We start from the raw sequence: 16,387 nt of genomic DNA on the forward strand, positions 1-16,387 counted from the left end.
GTCGTATCCCTTTTTCTTTACTTTGCGGAAGAAACAAAATCAACAATTTGTTCCAAATCCAAATTCAAAATCAAATGGTCTTCGTGTCTAGATACGGATTCAACCATCTTACTATAGTTTAACGACAAGTCATCAGTTGTATAACTGATAAAATCCTTTTGGATTTTTACAACTTGTTTGACTTCATCAACAAGGACTCCAATACGTTTCTCATCTAACATAATGACTATGATGCGAGAGATAGGAAATATTTCAGAATCGGTTTCGTGGAATCTTTTTTTCAGATCCAAGATAGGAATGATTTCACCGCGAAGGTTGATCACACCTAAAATGTAATCGTCCACATTCGGAATTCTTGTGATTAAAACTGGTTTTAAAATTTCGTGCACCAGTAACAATCGAATCCCAAAGAATTCTTTATCGATGGTAAATGTGAGGAACTGTTCCAAGTCTCCCAAATCGGATTCTTGTTCCAGTTTGGTTTTTTCCGCCAGGGATGTAAGTAATGTTTCTTGGTCCATATGCTACCTGGAATCGTGTCAGAATCCTACGTGGATTCAATCTAAAAACGAATGAATCTGGATTTCCGTAATCATTTTTCCTATTTTTAGATCGTGGCTTTCTGCAAGGAATGGGACGGGGAAAAGTTTGGAAAAACTGAGTCCAATGGCTTTCTTTTGGAGCGATTCTGAATTTAAAATGCGATCATAATATCCACCACCGCGTCCCAACCGATAACCTTTTTCGTTGAAACCAAGAGCCGGAACCAAAATCAAATCCGCATCTTCTACGGAGATCTCCTCATCTCCTACCGGTTCAAAAAGTCCGAGTGCGTTCTTTTCAAAGGAATGGGGACGTAAGAAACGCAAAACCTTTCCCTCTTCCATTCGAGGGAAGTACCACTGAGCAGAATGCCTTGCTTCAATAAAACCAGTAGGTCTCGGAAGGGGGCAAGATTCAATGATGGGAAGGACATCGACTTCATAAAGAAAGTCAGGAGAATAAGTGATGATTTTGGATTTGCCCTGCAAAAGAGGAAATAACCTACGAAGGATGGCCGCTTCATGGTCTTCCCTTTCTGGTAAGTTCGGAAGATTTTTTTTTAGAACTTCTCTAGCGTCTTTTTTGGAAATGGAATTCAAAAATGATCCCCAATGATCCCCTCTTCCAATAGAGAAATGATCTTCTTTGTTCGTTCTTCCAATTCGGGAATTTCATTTGTTTTGGCAGAAACTTCTTTCATTTGGAACAGTTCGTCCGCTAAATTGAGTGCACAAAGTACGGCTAATTTGGTTTTGGATGCCGTTGGTAATGCTTTTGACAGTTCCAAAAGTCGTGATTCTACAAAATCAGCCACCTCAGAGATGTACCCTGAGGAAGCTTCACCAACAATGGTATAGGTCTCACCAAAGATTTGTTTGGTTATTTTTTGAGGTTGTGGGGCAGATTCTGCCATAAAAATTATTTAGGATCGTCTTCGATAATTAAAAAATCATCGTCGTCGTCAGCATCAAAGACACTGATCGCTTCATCATCATCGTCAATGATGATGTCGTCATCTTCGTCGATTTCCACAGTAGGAACTTCTTCTTCTGATTCGACAGGAACTTCTTCTTTTTCAAAGGATGCTGATGCGGGTGGTTTTTCCAAAACTTCTTCTGTTTGGAATTCGGATTCGTCTTCATCCAAAAGGATGATTTCATCATCTTCGTCCGCTGCTGCCAAACTCGGAGCTGCAATTGCTGCAGCACCAGCGGCCGCAACTGGTTCCCCTTGCGAAGAATCCGAACTAGATGTTTTGGGAGCCGAACTTCCCGTAGTAGGAAGGCCGTCCAAACGACCGAGGAGTTGGTGGACTTTGGATTCCAAAAGTCCTTCTCTCTCGCGGAGTTGGTTTAATTCGTCCGTTGCATCTTGGAGCTGAGTGCGAAGTGTTTTCAATTCGCGCTCTTTCTCCTCCATTGCGAGCTTCATTTGGTCATTTTCCGCGCGGAGGGTCTCGTTTTCAGTCTCCAGGCGTGCGTTTTCTGTTCTTAGGTCTTGGATAAGTTCCAAAGCCTTAACAACTTTACTTTCTAGCTCTTCAATGGTTTCGATTTTTAACATGATAACAATCCGATGGAATAGAATAGCCGAGCCATTCTATTCCAATCAAGCACTAATTTACTTAGCGACTTTGGTTTTTTCTACGATGGCGTTGAATACTTCTTTGTGGTTGTATGCAAGGTCAGCCAAAGTCTTACGATCTAAGTTGATTCCGTGTGTTTTGAGTGCATGGATGAATTTAGAATAAGACATTCCATTTTCTCTCACTGCGGCATTGATTCTCGTAATCCAAAGTTTACGGAATTCAGACTTTTTCTTTCTACGGTCACGGTATGCCCATTGACCAGCTTTCATTACAGCTGATTTTGCTGTTCTGAAAAGTTTAGAACGTCCGCCCCTAAAACCTTTAGCTTTAGCGAGAACTTTTTTTCTACGATTCTTATGGATGGTTCCGTTGACTGCGCGTGGCATCGTTTAACCTCCGTAAGGTAGAAGTTTTTCTACACGGTTATAATCGGTTTCGTGGATGAGGTGCATTCCACGGCTTTGGTGTTTCATCTTAGGAGATTTTTTCTCCAAGATATGTCTTCGGAACGCACAACCGCGTTTAATTTTACCAGACTTGGTAAACTTGAAACGTTTGGCTGCTGCCCTATTTGTCTTCAGCTTATACATAGTTGTTTTTATCCTTTAGGTTTTTCACCAATTGGGTTCATCACGACCACTATCGTCTTTCCGTCGTGTACCGGCATTTTTTCGGGAGAGGCATGCTCTTTTAGGTCCTCGACAAACCGGTTAACAATATTCATTCCAATTTCAGAGTGAACCATCTCTCTGCCTCGGAATCGAAGAGTCACTTTTACCTTATCACCCTTTTGCAAGAATTCTAAAGCATGACGCTTCTTAATCTCGAAGTCATGGTTATCAATCCGCGGGCGGATTTTAATTTCTTTCACCGTGACAACGTGTTGTTTCTTTTTCGCTTCTTTCGTTTTTTTAAGAAGTTCGAATTTGTATTTTCCAAAATCGATCAGCTTACAGACGTGAACATCTTGGTCTCCCGAGACTTCCACCAAATCAAGGTTAGCTTCTTTCGCTCTTTTCAGAGCTTCTTCCAGAGTAACGATGTCAGATCCTTCGTCAGAGACGAGTCGGATCGATGCTACATTGGTAATTTGTTCGTTAATTCTGATGTGGGCGAATTTATCTTGGTTTGGGTTCCCTCTAGGGTTGGGCCGTTTCTGCATTCAGTCTCCGAAATTTCTTTCAATTTCCAATTTCGGCGCAAAATCCAGGCAAGCAAGTACATTTCTTTCGGAATTCGTCGCCTGGTTGGCTTAAAGCGAACCGGAGGGGCCTTCCCAGGCAACTAGCTCTAAATACAAGGATGGGGAATCTAAGATCTCCGGTAAAATGGGAACAAGAGAGACTAGGTCTCCGTGATTTCCCATTCCCATGCAAGAACCGCCATGGCAAAGTTTGCCATCTTCTGTATAAAGTGCGTATTGGATCAAATGATCGAAGGATTTGGTCTGTGATTTGGGGGACCCGGACTGAACGAGGGCTACATAAGTCAAACCCTCACTTTGGCGGCGCTCCAACCGAATCCGAATGCGGTTTTCTTTGGTGAGCGTCTCACTGGCAAAGAGGAGATCTCCCTTTCCTGGATTCCATTTTTGGAAACTATAGGATCCGACAACTCCCGCCTCCCTCTTCCATTCATACCTGGTTTCTGTTTTCGGTTTTTGTTTGGAAAGGACCACGGCTTCTTTGGGTCTTGGATCTTCCCAACCGTAGGATGTGATACTGACGGAGGCACGAGCAATTTCAGTGATAGGAAAAGGAAAACGACTCCAAAGTCCAGGAACATCGTAACTCTCCCAAGGTTGGATGATATGTTCGCAGGTTTGGCTAGCAAGAAGACGGCCCTTTGCATCATAGAAAGCTGCCGTCACATACAAAGCCACAGGGACATCCCCTAGGTTCTGTCCACCGGTAATGACAATGTTGGGACAATCAAATTTGAGATCCCGACCAAGCCCATCTACAAACTGCATGGGACTTACTTTCCAACCAACAGTCAATCCATCAGCAAAAGGAAGTAATTGCATGGGGATGGCATCAAACGCATCACGGGCATCATACGGTGGATGGATGGGTAGATCCAAGTAGTATGCGACCGGACTGGCTTGTTTGGTGGTGAGGAGGTTTGGAGACACTGGAGGGAGAGTAACTCTCCCTCAATCGCTAGTCAAGAAATTTCTTTATTTAGAGATCACCTTTCAGAAGTGAGATGAATCCATCACGAGAAACAGTCTCCGTTTTTTCTTCGCCCATACGACGGAAAGAAATCGATCCTGCTTCTTTTTCTTTATCTCCTAAAATCAAAGTGTAACTGCTTCGTTTTAGGATGGAATCCCTAATTTTACTTCCAATCTTTTCGTTACGAACATCCAACTCGACTCGGAATCCTTGCATGACCAAATCTTGGTATACTTCTTTCGCGTAATCACTATGTATTTCTGCCACAGTTAAGACACGAATTTGTGTTGGATTCAGCCACAAAGGAAACTTCCCTTCAAAGTGTTCGATAAGAATTCCAATAAACCTTTCTAATGATCCGTAGATCGCTCTATGGATCATAACCGGTGCATGTTTTTTTCCATCAGACCCAGTGAAGTCGAGTTCAAAGCGATTCGGCATAGAAAAGTCAATTTGTACGGTTCCGCATTGCCATAACCTTCCGAGCGAATCCTTAATATTGAATTCAATTTTCGGGCCATAGAACGCTCCATCCCCTTCTTTGATTCCGTATTCGATTCCTTTTTTCTTTAGGGCATCGTGTAACGCTTGTGTCGCGAGATTCCAATCTTCATCACTTCCTTGCGATTTTTCAGGTCTTGTTGCAATGAAAGTTTTGAATTCCGTAAATCCAAATTTTTTATACACATCAAAAGTAAAGTCGATGATGTCTTCTACTTCGGATTCTACTTTTTCAAGCGGTGCATAGATATGCGCATCATCCTGAGTGAAAGCACGTACACGGAATAGTCCATGTAGAACACCAGACATTTCATGTCTGTGAACATTTCCGAGCTCCATAAACCTGAGAGGAAGTTCTCTGTAGGAGTGCATATGGTATTTATAAATCAAACAACATCCAGGACAGTTCATAGGTTTCACTGCAAATTCACTTTCATCGATGTCAGTGAAATACATGTTTTCCTTAAAATTGTCCCAGTGTCCCGACTTCTTCCAAAGACTGGAATTTAAAATAGCGGGAGTTTTGATTTCTTGGTACCCACGACGAAAACATTCTTCTCGAATGTAGGATGCAAGAGTGTTCCAAAGCACAGTTCCTTTAGGATGCCAAAAAGGAAATCCTGGAGCTTCGTCTTGGAAACTAAAAAGATCGAGTTCTTTTCCCAGTTTTCTATGATCCCTTTTTTTTGCTTCTTCGATAAGGAAGATATATTCGTCTAACTGTTTTTTGGTGGGAAAGGAGACACCATAAATACGAGTGAGTTGTTTGTTTTTAGAATCACCTTTCCAATACGCACCGGAGATGGCAGTGAGTTTGAAAGCTTTGAGTTGGCCAGTCCTTGCTACGTGAGGCCCACGGCAAAGGTCATACCACTCCCCTTGTCCGTATAACGAAACGGATGCGGAATCAAAGCCTTGGATGAGTTCTACTTTATAAGGTTCGTTTTCTTTTTTAAATTTTTCAATGGCTTCCTCTTTAGAAAGTTCCCATCTTTTCACAACGAGATCTTCTTTCACGATCTTTGCCATTTCGGCTTCGATTTTAGGAAGGTCTTCAGGAGTGAGAATCGTATCTCCAAAGTCGATATCATAAAAGAAAAAACCAGGGCCGTTTTCGATGACAGGGCCGACGGTTAGGCGTGCCTCTGACCAAAGGCGTTGTACCGCCATACCGAGTAAGTGGGCAGAAGAATGGTGGAAAACTTCTTTTCCATCTGTGTCATCAAAAGTGAGAAATTTTACCGTGGTGTTCGTCGTCGGGATATAAGAAAGGTCAACAGTGCGACCATCGGACAAAACAACGGCAAGAGCTTTCTCTTTCAAGAAAGGCAGTTGGGCTTGGATGAAATCAGAAAAGGATTTACCAGACTCTAGTTCTTTGGAGCTTCCATCTGGTAGTGTGATTGTAATTGCTGCCATAATTCTATACCCAAGTTTTCGCACTCGCCCTCTCCCGAAAAGTAAAGTTTTACCAGAGTCTGCCAGATTCCAACGATTCTGTTATTTTCTTAAAACTTTCCTCCACCGATTCTTTGCGACCGAATCCACCAACCGCCTCAAGGACAATAAATCCATGTAATAGGGATCGTAAAATGCGAATCCTATGGACTGCCACTTCGTCCAAAACTGGGAACCGAAAGACCTCCATACAAATCGTAAGAATCCGATCTCCGAGGATTTTCAGTTCTGGATCAAATTCTGCGGACTCAATGGTAAGGGGATAAAACTCAGGATACTTGACCGCAAAACTTCTGTAAGCATAAACAAATTCAGAAATTCGTTCTGAGCCTGCGACCGTGGATTTTAATTTCAAAGAAAGTTTATCCCCTAATATCTGCAAGGAACGTCGTTTCATTTCGCGCCGGACTTCCTCCATATCCTGGATATGGTTGTAAAGGGAAGGAGTGCGAATTCCTAAATTTTCAGCCAACTTCGCGAGCCGAAATTCATTCCAACCCTCTTCTCCAATCAAATCCCAAGCCCGGTCTAGTACCAGATCACGAGTGATTTGTGTTTGGCCTTTTTTGGGACGACCCGGTTTGTGTTTTAGTTTTTTTGCCATAACATCTGTACGTCGGAGTAAAATCTTTCTGGGTCTTCTACAAAGGGATAGTGACCGGCCCCTTCATACAGACTCACCCTTCCCTTCAAAGTTTTGGCGATCCAATTGGCTTCTTCTTCAGGAGAATCAAAATCGGGATCTTTAGAACCCATCACCACAATGACATTGCCCGAAACCAATTCTAATGCAGGTTCACATTCTGTTTTGGGTGCGAGTAACATGGATCTAACAGCCGCCATACGACCATCTTCTTTTAGATTGGTTTTTATTTTTTCTGATCTTTCTTTTAAATCTTTAGGAGGATTCACTGGAAATAAGGATTCATAAAACGAGGCCCAAGCACTCGGACCCCAAGGACCTCTGAAAACAAAATGGATTAAAGTTTTCATTCCAAAAGAGATAGGTGCTTTATCGCGAACAAAGGGACCAGAAAGAATAAGCCCGAGCACTCGGCTCTCTTCCTTAGAACGAATGTAGACTGCAGAAGCGGCCGTCATCGAGTTCGCAACAATATAGACATTTTGCAAATCTTTCTTTTGGATAAAGGAGAGAATGTCTTCTGCAGTTTCTTTCGGGCCATAAGAAGAAAAACTCAGATCCGATTCACCAAGTCCTCGTAAGTCGAAAACAAATACAAAATTGTCTTTCGCAAGTAACCTTGCCAGTTCCAGATAACTTTCCTTTCTATCCCCAATTCCCGGAAGTAGAATGAGATTTCGTTTCCCATGACCAAGTTCCAGGTAGGCCAGTTTCCCTCCTTCGGTTTGGAAGTAAGATGTAGGGATTTTTTCTAGTGACCGAGGTTCTTTTCCCAAAAGAAAACCAGGGGTTAGTAAAACTAACAAAAGAATCGACAGGTGGTAGGCTTGTTTCATAAAACTAACCATATTAGTTTATTTAACTAATGCAATTAGTTTTTTAAGATCCAAACAGAAATCAGATTATTTTTCCAGGATTTTAGTGTTTTCTCGCTTGCCCTTTCCTTAAAAAGCAGGGTAAACTTTGATGATCCGAAAGATTTGGTGATCCATGTTTATAGTTACCTTTGAAGACAAAGAAATTTTCCCATTAAAAACAGAGAAACCTGGAGCCACCATCCTGGAAACGGCTCTCAAACATGACTTCCCCCTTTACCATCTTTGCGGTGGAAATGCTAAATGTACCACTTGTCGGGTTTTCATCACCGACGGCCTAAACCAACTCAGTGATCGCAACGAAAGAGAACAGACCCTTGCCGATAGAAAGGGTTGGCCTTCAGAGATCCGACTTGCTTGCCAAACCGAAGTGTTTGGGGACGTGTCCCTCCGGCGGATCATCAAAGACAATAAAGATTTAAAAACCGTCACAAGTGAATCCAAGTCTTCCAAAACAGGTGAGGAATGTTATGCGGTCATCCTTTTCTTAGACATCAAAGGATTCACTGCATTTACAGAAGCAAGCCTTCCTTATGATGTTGTTTTTGTACTCAACCGTTTCTTTCAAGAGATGAGTGAGCCCATTCTCAATAACGGCGGAGAAATTGATAAATTTATTGGTGATGGGATTTTGGCGTTTTTCCAATTAAAAAACAGAGAGCAATTGAAAACGGCAAGTGAAGAGAGCATCGCACAAGGAAAACGAGAAACCATTCGTTCAGCAATACGGGCTTGCCTTCGTATGTTTGATCAATTGAAGAAATTCAACCTAGAAATGAAAGACAGGTTCAATTTTAGTTTTGATATTCGTATTGGCCTTCATGCAGGCAATGTAATTTACGGAGACATTGGTCACTCCGAACACAAAAGCCAAACAGTTCTTGGGGATACAGTGAATGTCGCAAGCCGCCTCGAAGCTTTGAATAAAAAAACAAATACACAGCTTCTCGTATCTGATGAAATTTATAACCAACTTAAAAGTTCTCTTTCGATCGACAAAAAGGTAATTACAAGACTTCGCGGGAAGTCAGAAAAGATGACAGCCTATTCTGTACTTGGGTTTAAAGATTCCGACCCCATTTTACGCATTCAAAAATCTTTTGACTTGGTTCTAAGAAACAATCCTCTTTGGATCGAAGACTACGGAACCAAACTGAAAACTTTTGTCCAAGAAAACCCGGATGAATCCAAACCCCAAACAGAATCGATAACCACATCCGATGAGTTTTTAAATGTAATCGAATCAGTGATTGAAAAATTAGGAAATCCCGGCTCATTAAAAAAAGAAATTTCAAAGTTATCCAGTATTTATGAAGCAATTGGTATCTCCAAAAAAGAATTCCCGAAACTAATCCCCATTTTACTTTCTTCGATTCGAGAGAATCTTCCTTCCGAATGGGATCAAAATTTAGAATCAATCTGGAATCAAATGGCGACGGATCTAACCATCGGCACAATTGAATCTTAAAAAAACCTCCTTGCATTTGTAATGAAACAAGGTCTTTTGATAAGAGATAGAACCAATGCCCGTAGAATCGAAACAAAACCAACCCAAGAACTGGGCTCGCCTATCAAAGATCATTCGACAATTAATCCAATCTAAACAAGGGCCAACAGCGATACGATACGCGATCACACTCGTGATTCTTGTAATTTTATTCAATGTTTTTAATGTGATCAATAGTTATGTAGGAAGGGATTTTATTTCTTCCATCGAACAAAAAAATGTGAACGCATTTTATTTAAATGCAATCCTTTATGCTATTGTTTTTATTATCTCTTCTGTGATTGGTTCCATCAATCGGTATGCGGAAGAAAGACTCGGCATCCTTTGGCGGGAACAACTCACATGGAGGTTTACGGAAAATTATTTAACGGAAAGAACCTTCCACCAAATCATCGGAACACCAGGAATTGAAAATCCTGATCAAAGAATCACCGATGATGTCAAAGCCTTTACCACAACGACAATTTCCTTCGCCTTACTCTTTATTGGTGGTGTTTTTTCTGCAATTTCCTTTTCGGGAGTTCTTTGGAGTATCAATCCTATTTTGTTTTTGGTGGCAGTAGGATATGCAATCGCTGGGACCTTTTCGACCATCTTCCTTGGAAAATCGCTCATTCGAATCAACTATGACCAGTTGGATATGGAAGCAAGTTATAGGGCCGACCTACTCCATATCCGCCAACATGCAGAGTCCATAGCAGTCACCCATAGAGAAGCAAGGATGTCTGTAAGGTTAAAATCAAGACTTCGTAAGTTAGTGAATAACTTTAGAAAACTCATTTCGGTAAACCTAAGGCTCAGTATGTTCACCAATAGTTATAACTATTTTATACAAATTATACCAATGCTCATCATAGCTCCCAGTTATATGAGAGGGGAAATTGAATTTGGAGTCATTACGCAAGCAGCCATTGCTTTCACTACACTACTCAATGCATTTTCTCTCATTGTCACTCAGTTCCAATCCATTTCTGCGTTTTCTGCAGTTGTCAAACGTTTGCACTCTTTAGATTCAGCCATGTTACATTCGGAAACAGAATCGAAACAAAAAAGAGAAGCCAATTACAAAGCAGATGAAATTTGTTTTGAAAACTTCAGTTTGTATTCGAATGACCGCTCCAAACTTCTTGTAGACAATCTAGATTTTTCCATTCGCAGAAAAGAACGATGGCTCATCACTTCCCTGGATGAAACCGTAAAACTCAGTTTGTTTCGATCCATTGCAGCGATTAGCAATCATTCCGAAGGTAAAATCAAAAAACCAAGTTTTGATGAAGTTCTATTTCTACCAGAACAGTCCTACCTTCCCCCAGGGAGGCTTCGAAATGTCATTGTACCGGCTTACCTAAACCTAGAAGTATCAGATGCGGAGATTCTATCAGAGTTAAAAAATATGGGTTTAGAATCATTGGTTCGTAGATTCGGTGGACTTAGGGCCTTAAAAGAATGGGACGAAGAACTTTCGTTAGCCGAAAAATATAAAATTGCCATCATTCGTATTTTATTTGTAAAACCAAAATTTCTCATCTTGGACCGGCCGGGATCAAGTTTGGGCAAATTCGAAATTTCAAAACTTTTAAAACTCTTTTATAAACTTGGAGTGACCACAGTGGTCATTGCGAAAGACGAAGAAACTGTTTTGGAATATGATTATCATTTGAACATTTCTCATTTCGGGAAATGGACTCTTACACCACCCCAATTACCCAATCGAATCCAATGATCCAAACCATTCAAAACGCATCAGGCCTCCAATTTCAATTAACATCCAACGGGAATGTTCATTCCATCCATCACAATGATTTACTTGTGAATCTCTATCTCGGCAATGAGATGGAACAAGGAACATCCAATCTCTATTTAAGAATTCATCAAGAAGACCACCTTTTAGTTTATCCGCTCTTCGGGCCAAACTCCAACTCTCAGTTTCAAATTGGAGAATCTTCTTATCACCTAGAAGGGGATGCCCATCAAATTCATTATACATTGGATTTAGAACTCCATCCAACCGAACCGACTTGGCGATACCAAGTGGAACTTACCAATTGCAATGATGATTCCCTCACTTGTGATTTGGTTTATGTGCAAGATATAGGGATTTGTGAATATCCGGCATCACGGCTGAATGAATATTTTGTCTGCCATTATATCCATCACGAACCTATCTTTTCTAAAGACTTTGGTTATGGAATTTTATCCAGACAAAATGAATCGGTAGCGGGAAAACATCCGGCAAGTTTTTTATTTAGTTCCGAACGAGTTCACTCCTATGCCACCGATGGATTTGATTTATATCCCAATGGTCTATACAAATCACTCGTCGGCAAACGAAGACAAGGTGAACATTCAATTCTAGGACTAGAAAGAGAACCTTTTCTCCTCTGCCCCGATAAAAAACAAACCTCTTCTTTTTATGGATATTTATTTCCCGATCTGGAAACCTTAGATTCCTTTCCCGGCGTGCAAGTTCTCATCCAAAAACTAACCATGGGATGGAACCAGGATGTAAAACAGGATTTGCCTCAGAGAAAACCAGTCCCAAGTCTGTTCTCTTCCACCAAACAAAAAGAAGGTGAATTGGTAACAGAATTAGATCTAAAATCTTATTTTCCAAACCCTTGGCGAGAGGTGGAAAAAACAGAAAGCGGATCCATCTTATCTTTTTTTACTGATACATCCACCCATGTCGTTCTCAAAGAAAAGGAATCCAGAGTCTTACGCCCCCATGGACAAATTTTACGCACAGGGAAATCGGATGCACCGGATGAATCTTCTCTAACAGTCACTTGTTATTACAAGGGAATCTTTTTATCCCAACTCACAGAAGGCCATACCAGCATCAACCAATACTTATCACGAAATCATAGTTATATTGGCCTATGTTACTCCTATGGATTTCGTATTTTTTTAAAAGGTGATTCTGGTTTCGAACTTTTAGGTTACCCTTCTTTTCTTGTGATGCAACCCAATCAAGTGGAATGGGTTTATCACTGGGAAGCGGATTCCCTTCGCATCCAAATCGAAGTGACCGAAGATCATAGGATTCTTGTTCAATTAAGAACTGGAAGTAAACATACCAAAAACTTTCTTCTTTCCTTTCATACGGCACTCGATGGGGACAATGGAGCTTTAGAAAAACCACCCACAATTCTAAAAAATAAAACAAAAATCCAAGTCCAACCAAACCCAACCTCCGCCATCTACCAACGATTAGATGAAAAAGGATTCCAAATCACAAGTGAGGATCTTAGTTCTTGGGAAATATCGGACGATCGCATTCTATTTCCCGATGGACAATCTAGAAATCAGTCTTATCTCACCGCACTGGTTTCTGTGAACTCAAGTCTAGAGTTTACCATCCAAGGAGATTTGAATGCCACGCCTTCTGAAATCATTCCGAACAACACACAAGGGCTCTATTTCCTTTCTGATTTACCAGTAACGAATTTCAAAAATAAGGAATCTCAAAGTTTCCATCAAATCAAAGAAATCCTTCCCTGGTTCGAACAAAATGCACGCATCCACTACCTAAACCCAAGAGGACTCGAACAATATTCGGGAGGAGGATGGGGCACAAGAGATGTATGCCAAGGGGCATTCGAATTTTTACTCGCAAGCGGAAAGTTTGCCTCTTGTCGCAGTTTACTCCTTCGTGTATTTGAGGAACAAAATGAAGATGGTGATTGGCCACAGTGGTTTATGCTTTATCCGCGTGATAAAGAAATCCGTGCCGGTGATTCTCATGGCGATATTCTTTATTGGCCGATCCTTGCCCTTTCCTCTTATTTAGAACGAAGTAACGACTTAAACCTTCTCCAAGAAGAAACAAAGGCACCTCACCGCACCAAACCAAGAACAATAAGGGACGCTATAAACAAAACCATATCCCTTATGAAGGATCGTATGATTTCTGGCACCCAACTTCCTATTTATGGACATGGAGATTGGAACGATTCCTTACAACCGGTGAGAGATGAGTTCCGAACAAAGGCAACAAGCACTTGGACGGCCGAATTACAATCGATTACTTACAAAGCACTTATCGAAATTTACAGCCTAACAGAAGAATACGAAAAACAAAAGGACTTCCAAACCGATTTAGAAACGCTCATACAAAATATCAAAGAACTTTGTTTGGAAGACGGAATCCTTTCTGGTTTGCGATACTTCGGAGATATAGATTCACAAAAATTTTACTTACACCCCAAGGATAAAAAAACGGGAATCCACTACAGTGTCCTTCCGATGATTTACGGAATTCTATCGGAAGTTTTAAACAAAGAAGAAGCAGAAGAGCATCTATCGATCATCAAAAATTTCCTCATGGGAGTGGATGGAGTCCGGCTCTTTGATGCTCCTGTGCCTTACTCGGATGGGGTGAGTCAAGAGTTCAAACGGGCTGAAACCGCCAGTTACTTTGGCCGAGAAATTGGCCTTATGTACACACATGCTCACTTACGTTACTGCGAAGCCCTAGCCCATTTCGGTTTGTCCGAAGAATTCTTTTATCATTTGAATTTAGTAAATCCGATAGGAATCCAAAAGAAAATTCCTTCGGCCAATCCAAGGCAATCTAACTGTTATTATTCGAGTTCCGATGCTTTATTTTTAGATCGTTACGAAGCAAACAAAAACTACAAAGAATTACTTGTTGGAAAAATTCCTTTGGAAGGGGGTTGGCGGGTCTATTCCAGCGGGCCAGGAATCTATATCAAACTGGTTTATGAATGTTTGTTTGGAATTCGAATCTTTCATGACAGACTTGAGATCGATCCCACTCTACCCAAAGGTTTGGATGGATTGGAATGGAATGTTCGTTTGTTCGATAAAGATCTTTGTATTACTTATATTGTGGATTCAATAAATGCAACGATTGAATCTGTGAGTCTGAATCAAAAATCCATTCCCTTACAAAGAAAGGAGAACCGTTACCGTAGAGGTGGTGTGAAGTTATATTTTTCTGATTTAAAAAAGGTTTTGTTGGAAGAGAACAACCAACTAGAAATCAAGTTACAATAAAAAAACGCGAGGGAAAGAATCACTTCCTCCCCGCACGTTTTCCGATTTTTCCTTTGAATTAAGGAAGTTAAATGTTAAATGGCGCTTTTTCCTTTCTCGCCCGTTCTGATTCGAATCACTTCTTCTAAAGGAGAGATAAAAATCTTTCCGTCTCCGATTTTTCCATCACCACTTTTTGCTGCTTTTAAAATTGCATCAACAGTTGGTTTTACGAATTCATCGTTAACCGCGATTTCTAAACGCACTTTGCGAAGTAGGTTCACAGTGTATTCGTGACCACGAAATACTTCTGTTTTTCCTTTTTGTTGTCCGTAACCTTGAACGTCAGAAACTGTGAGACGATAGATTTCGTTTTTAGTTAACTCTGCTTTAACTTCTTCCAACTTATGTGGTTGGATGATTGCAATGATCATTTTCATAATGTTATACTCCTATTCCCTTAACCACGAGCTCGGATATTGAAATCAGGGTAAGCTTCTGCTCCGTGTTCCCCAAGATCCAAACCACTAAGTTCTTCTTCTTCACCCACTCGGATTCCACCAGCTAGTTTCAACACAAACCACAATACAAGTGATACTGTGAATGTGAAACCACCAATTGCAAGGATTCCGTAAAGTTGTGTGAGAATGGAAGGAACTTCTACTCCAGCCGGTGAACCTTCGTAACCGAAGATGGCAACTGCTAATGTTCCCCAAATACCACATACTAAGTGAACAGAAGTTGCACCTACCGGGTCATCAATTTTGATTTTGTCAAAGAAAAGAACGGACAATACAACCAAAACACCGGATACGGCACCGATAATGGCAGCTGAAGTTGGGCTAACAATCGCACATGGTGCAGTGATACCAACAAGACCAGCAAGTGTTCCGTTCAGAATCATACCAAGATCAGGTTTTTTCAAAATGATCCAAGCCGTTACAGTTGATGCAAGTGCTCCAAGAGCTGCAGAGATGTTTGTAGTCACAATCACATGCGACATTGTACTTCCATCACCTACACCCATAGTAGAACCAGGGTTAAATCCAAACCAACCGAGCCAAAGAATGAGAGTTCCAAGAGCTGCAGAAGTCATGTTGTGACCAAGAATTGGTTTGATTCTACCGTCTGGTAAAAATTTGCCTTTTCTTGCTCCAAGAACGATGGCGCCAGCAAGAGCGGCCCAACCACCTACGGAGTGTACTACGGTGGATCCAGCAAAGTCATGGAAACCGAGTGCAGAAATCCATCCACCACCCCATACCCAGTGACCTGTGAATGGATATAGAAACGCTACAAGAATAAAGGAGAAGATAAGGAAGGAATGAAATTTAATTCGTTCTGCCACAGCTCCAGACACGATGGTTGCTGCTGTTGCTGCAAAGACCAATTGGAAGAAAAATTTTGCAAAAAGAGGAACGCCCGTCCAATTCATAGATGAATACACACCTTGGTATGCGTCACCGATTGCAGGAGAATTATCAGCTCCACCTAAGAAGAAAAGACCTTCGGTTGCCAAAAACGGAGAACCATCACCAAACATCAAACCCCAACCGATTGCCCAGTAGGAGAAAGTTGCTGCTGCAAAAACGATAAAGTTTTTTGCGAGAATGTTCACGGTGTTCTTCGATTGAGCAAACCCGGATTCAACGAGAGCAAAACCGGCATTCATAAAGAATACCAACATACCAGCGACTAGCACCCATAAGGTGTCTAAACCAACGGTTAAAGTTTGGATTGCATTTGCGGTTTCTTGCGCCGGGTTCGCGACGGTTGCAGCATCATCTGCAAAAAGGAACATCGGAACAACCAGGAGCAGGAAGGCGATTGATTTGAAATACTGTTTCATATTGCCATGTTTCCTTTCCATGTTATTTGCTTAGTAACAGTGCAAGATTGGTACCCGAATTGAATTCTTATGGCAAAGGACTCGAAAAAAATGAATTCGTGCCTAGAAACCCTCCATTTTGTATCAATTTCCTCGCAAATGAGTGGGAACTTGTCTAAAGAGAGATCACAAACTTCTATCACTTTGCTTCAATCGAAATCATATAGTATATTTTTTAAGCATATCTCCTCCTCCTTTCACCAACCGAC

The 16,387-nt window shown here is 41.2% G+C and carries 16 protein-coding genes; 3 read left to right on the forward strand and 13 right to left on the reverse strand.

Annotation, left to right across the window (positions count from 1 at the left end):
* Positions 1-17 precede the first annotated feature (17 nt).
* From JWG41_RS13580 to JWG41_RS13630, 11 genes are all read right to left on the reverse strand, one after another.
* Positions 18-521 carry a chemotaxis protein CheW gene (locus JWG41_RS13580; protein WP_205270473.1) on the reverse strand — a complete coding sequence of 168 codons (504 nt, stop codon included), beginning with the start codon at positions 519-521 and terminating at the stop codon, positions 18-20.
* A 36-nt stretch (positions 522-557) separates the two neighbouring features.
* Complete coding sequence (locus tag JWG41_RS13585) at positions 558-1,142, reverse strand: 5-formyltetrahydrofolate cyclo-ligase (protein ID WP_205270474.1); 585 nt, start codon at positions 1,140-1,142, stop codon at positions 558-560.
* Positions 1,139-1,456, reverse strand: coding sequence for a cell division protein ZapA (locus JWG41_RS13590; protein WP_205270475.1), 318 nt, complete (start codon positions 1,454-1,456; stop codon positions 1,139-1,141). The genes JWG41_RS13585 and JWG41_RS13590 overlap by 4 nt, the downstream gene beginning before the upstream one ends.
* A 5-nt stretch (positions 1,457-1,461) precedes the next feature.
* On the reverse strand, positions 1,462-2,106 hold the full coding sequence (locus JWG41_RS13595) for a hypothetical protein (RefSeq protein WP_205270476.1): 645 nt from the start codon (positions 2,104-2,106) through the stop codon (positions 1,462-1,464).
* A 57-nt stretch (positions 2,107-2,163) separates the two neighbouring features.
* Positions 2,164-2,517, reverse strand: coding sequence for a 50S ribosomal protein L20 (gene rplT, locus JWG41_RS13600; RefSeq protein ID WP_002975326.1), 354 nt, complete (start codon positions 2,515-2,517; stop codon positions 2,164-2,166).
* Positions 2,518-2,520: 3 nt separating this feature from the next.
* Positions 2,521-2,721: a 50S ribosomal protein L35 gene (gene rpmI, locus JWG41_RS13605; protein WP_002988170.1), complete on the reverse strand. Its 201-nt coding sequence runs from the start codon at positions 2,719-2,721 to the stop codon at positions 2,521-2,523.
* Between the two features lie 8 nt (positions 2,722-2,729).
* A complete protein-coding gene (infC, locus tag JWG41_RS13610) occupies positions 2,730-3,293 on the reverse strand; it encodes a translation initiation factor IF-3 (protein ID WP_002975194.1) in 564 nt (187 codons plus the stop codon).
* Positions 3,294-3,383: 90 nt separating this feature from the next.
* Complete coding sequence (locus tag JWG41_RS13615) at positions 3,384-4,265, reverse strand: hypothetical protein (RefSeq protein WP_205270477.1); 882 nt, start codon at positions 4,263-4,265, stop codon at positions 3,384-3,386.
* Between the two features lie 49 nt (positions 4,266-4,314).
* Entirely contained in the window at positions 4,315-6,228 is a 1,914-nt protein-coding gene (thrS, locus tag JWG41_RS13620; RefSeq protein ID WP_205270478.1) for a threonine--tRNA ligase, read from the reverse strand.
* A gap of 49 nt (positions 6,229-6,277) precedes the next feature.
* Complete coding sequence (locus JWG41_RS13625) at positions 6,278-6,871, reverse strand: TetR/AcrR family transcriptional regulator (RefSeq protein ID WP_205270479.1); 594 nt, start codon at positions 6,869-6,871, stop codon at positions 6,278-6,280.
* On the reverse strand, positions 6,856-7,746 hold the full coding sequence (locus JWG41_RS13630) for an alpha/beta fold hydrolase (protein ID WP_205270480.1): 891 nt from the start codon (positions 7,744-7,746) through the stop codon (positions 6,856-6,858). The genes JWG41_RS13625 and JWG41_RS13630 overlap by 16 nt, the downstream gene beginning before the upstream one ends.
* A gap of 154 nt (positions 7,747-7,900) precedes the next feature.
* On the opposite strand from JWG41_RS13630, the gene JWG41_RS13635 reads away from it, so the two are divergent.
* From JWG41_RS13635 to JWG41_RS13645, 3 genes are read left to right on the forward strand one after another with little or no spacing between them, the layout of a single operon-like run.
* The gene (locus JWG41_RS13635; RefSeq protein ID WP_205270481.1) at positions 7,901-9,253 is read left to right on the forward strand and encodes an adenylate/guanylate cyclase domain-containing protein; all 1,353 of its coding nucleotides are present in this window, start codon (positions 7,901-7,903) and stop codon (positions 9,251-9,253) included.
* A 55-nt stretch (positions 9,254-9,308) separates the two neighbouring features.
* The gene (locus tag JWG41_RS13640; protein ID WP_205270482.1) at positions 9,309-11,015 is read left to right on the forward strand and encodes an ABC transporter ATP-binding protein/permease; all 1,707 of its coding nucleotides are present in this window, start codon (positions 9,309-9,311) and stop codon (positions 11,013-11,015) included.
* On the forward strand, positions 10,973-14,311 hold the full coding sequence (locus JWG41_RS13645; RefSeq protein WP_232374000.1) for a GH36-type glycosyl hydrolase domain-containing protein: 3,339 nt from the start codon (positions 10,973-10,975) through the stop codon (positions 14,309-14,311). Before JWG41_RS13640 ends, JWG41_RS13645 begins: the two co-directional genes overlap by 43 nt.
* Positions 14,312-14,385: 74 nt before the next feature.
* Here JWG41_RS13645 and JWG41_RS13650 read toward each other — a convergent pair whose 3' ends face one another.
* Positions 14,386-14,730: a P-II family nitrogen regulator gene (locus JWG41_RS13650; RefSeq protein WP_004786287.1), complete on the reverse strand. Its 345-nt coding sequence runs from the start codon at positions 14,728-14,730 to the stop codon at positions 14,386-14,388.
* Positions 14,731-14,750: 20 nt separating this feature from the next.
* Positions 14,751-16,139, reverse strand: coding sequence for an ammonium transporter (locus JWG41_RS13655; RefSeq protein ID WP_205270483.1), 1,389 nt, complete (start codon positions 16,137-16,139; stop codon positions 14,751-14,753).
* Positions 16,140-16,387: the final 248 nt, after the last annotated feature.

Origin of the sequence: Leptospira chreensis (genome assembly GCF_016919165.1) — a bacterium.
Taxonomy (GTDB): Bacteria; Spirochaetota; Leptospiria; order Leptospirales; family Leptospiraceae; genus Leptospira_A; species Leptospira_A chreensis.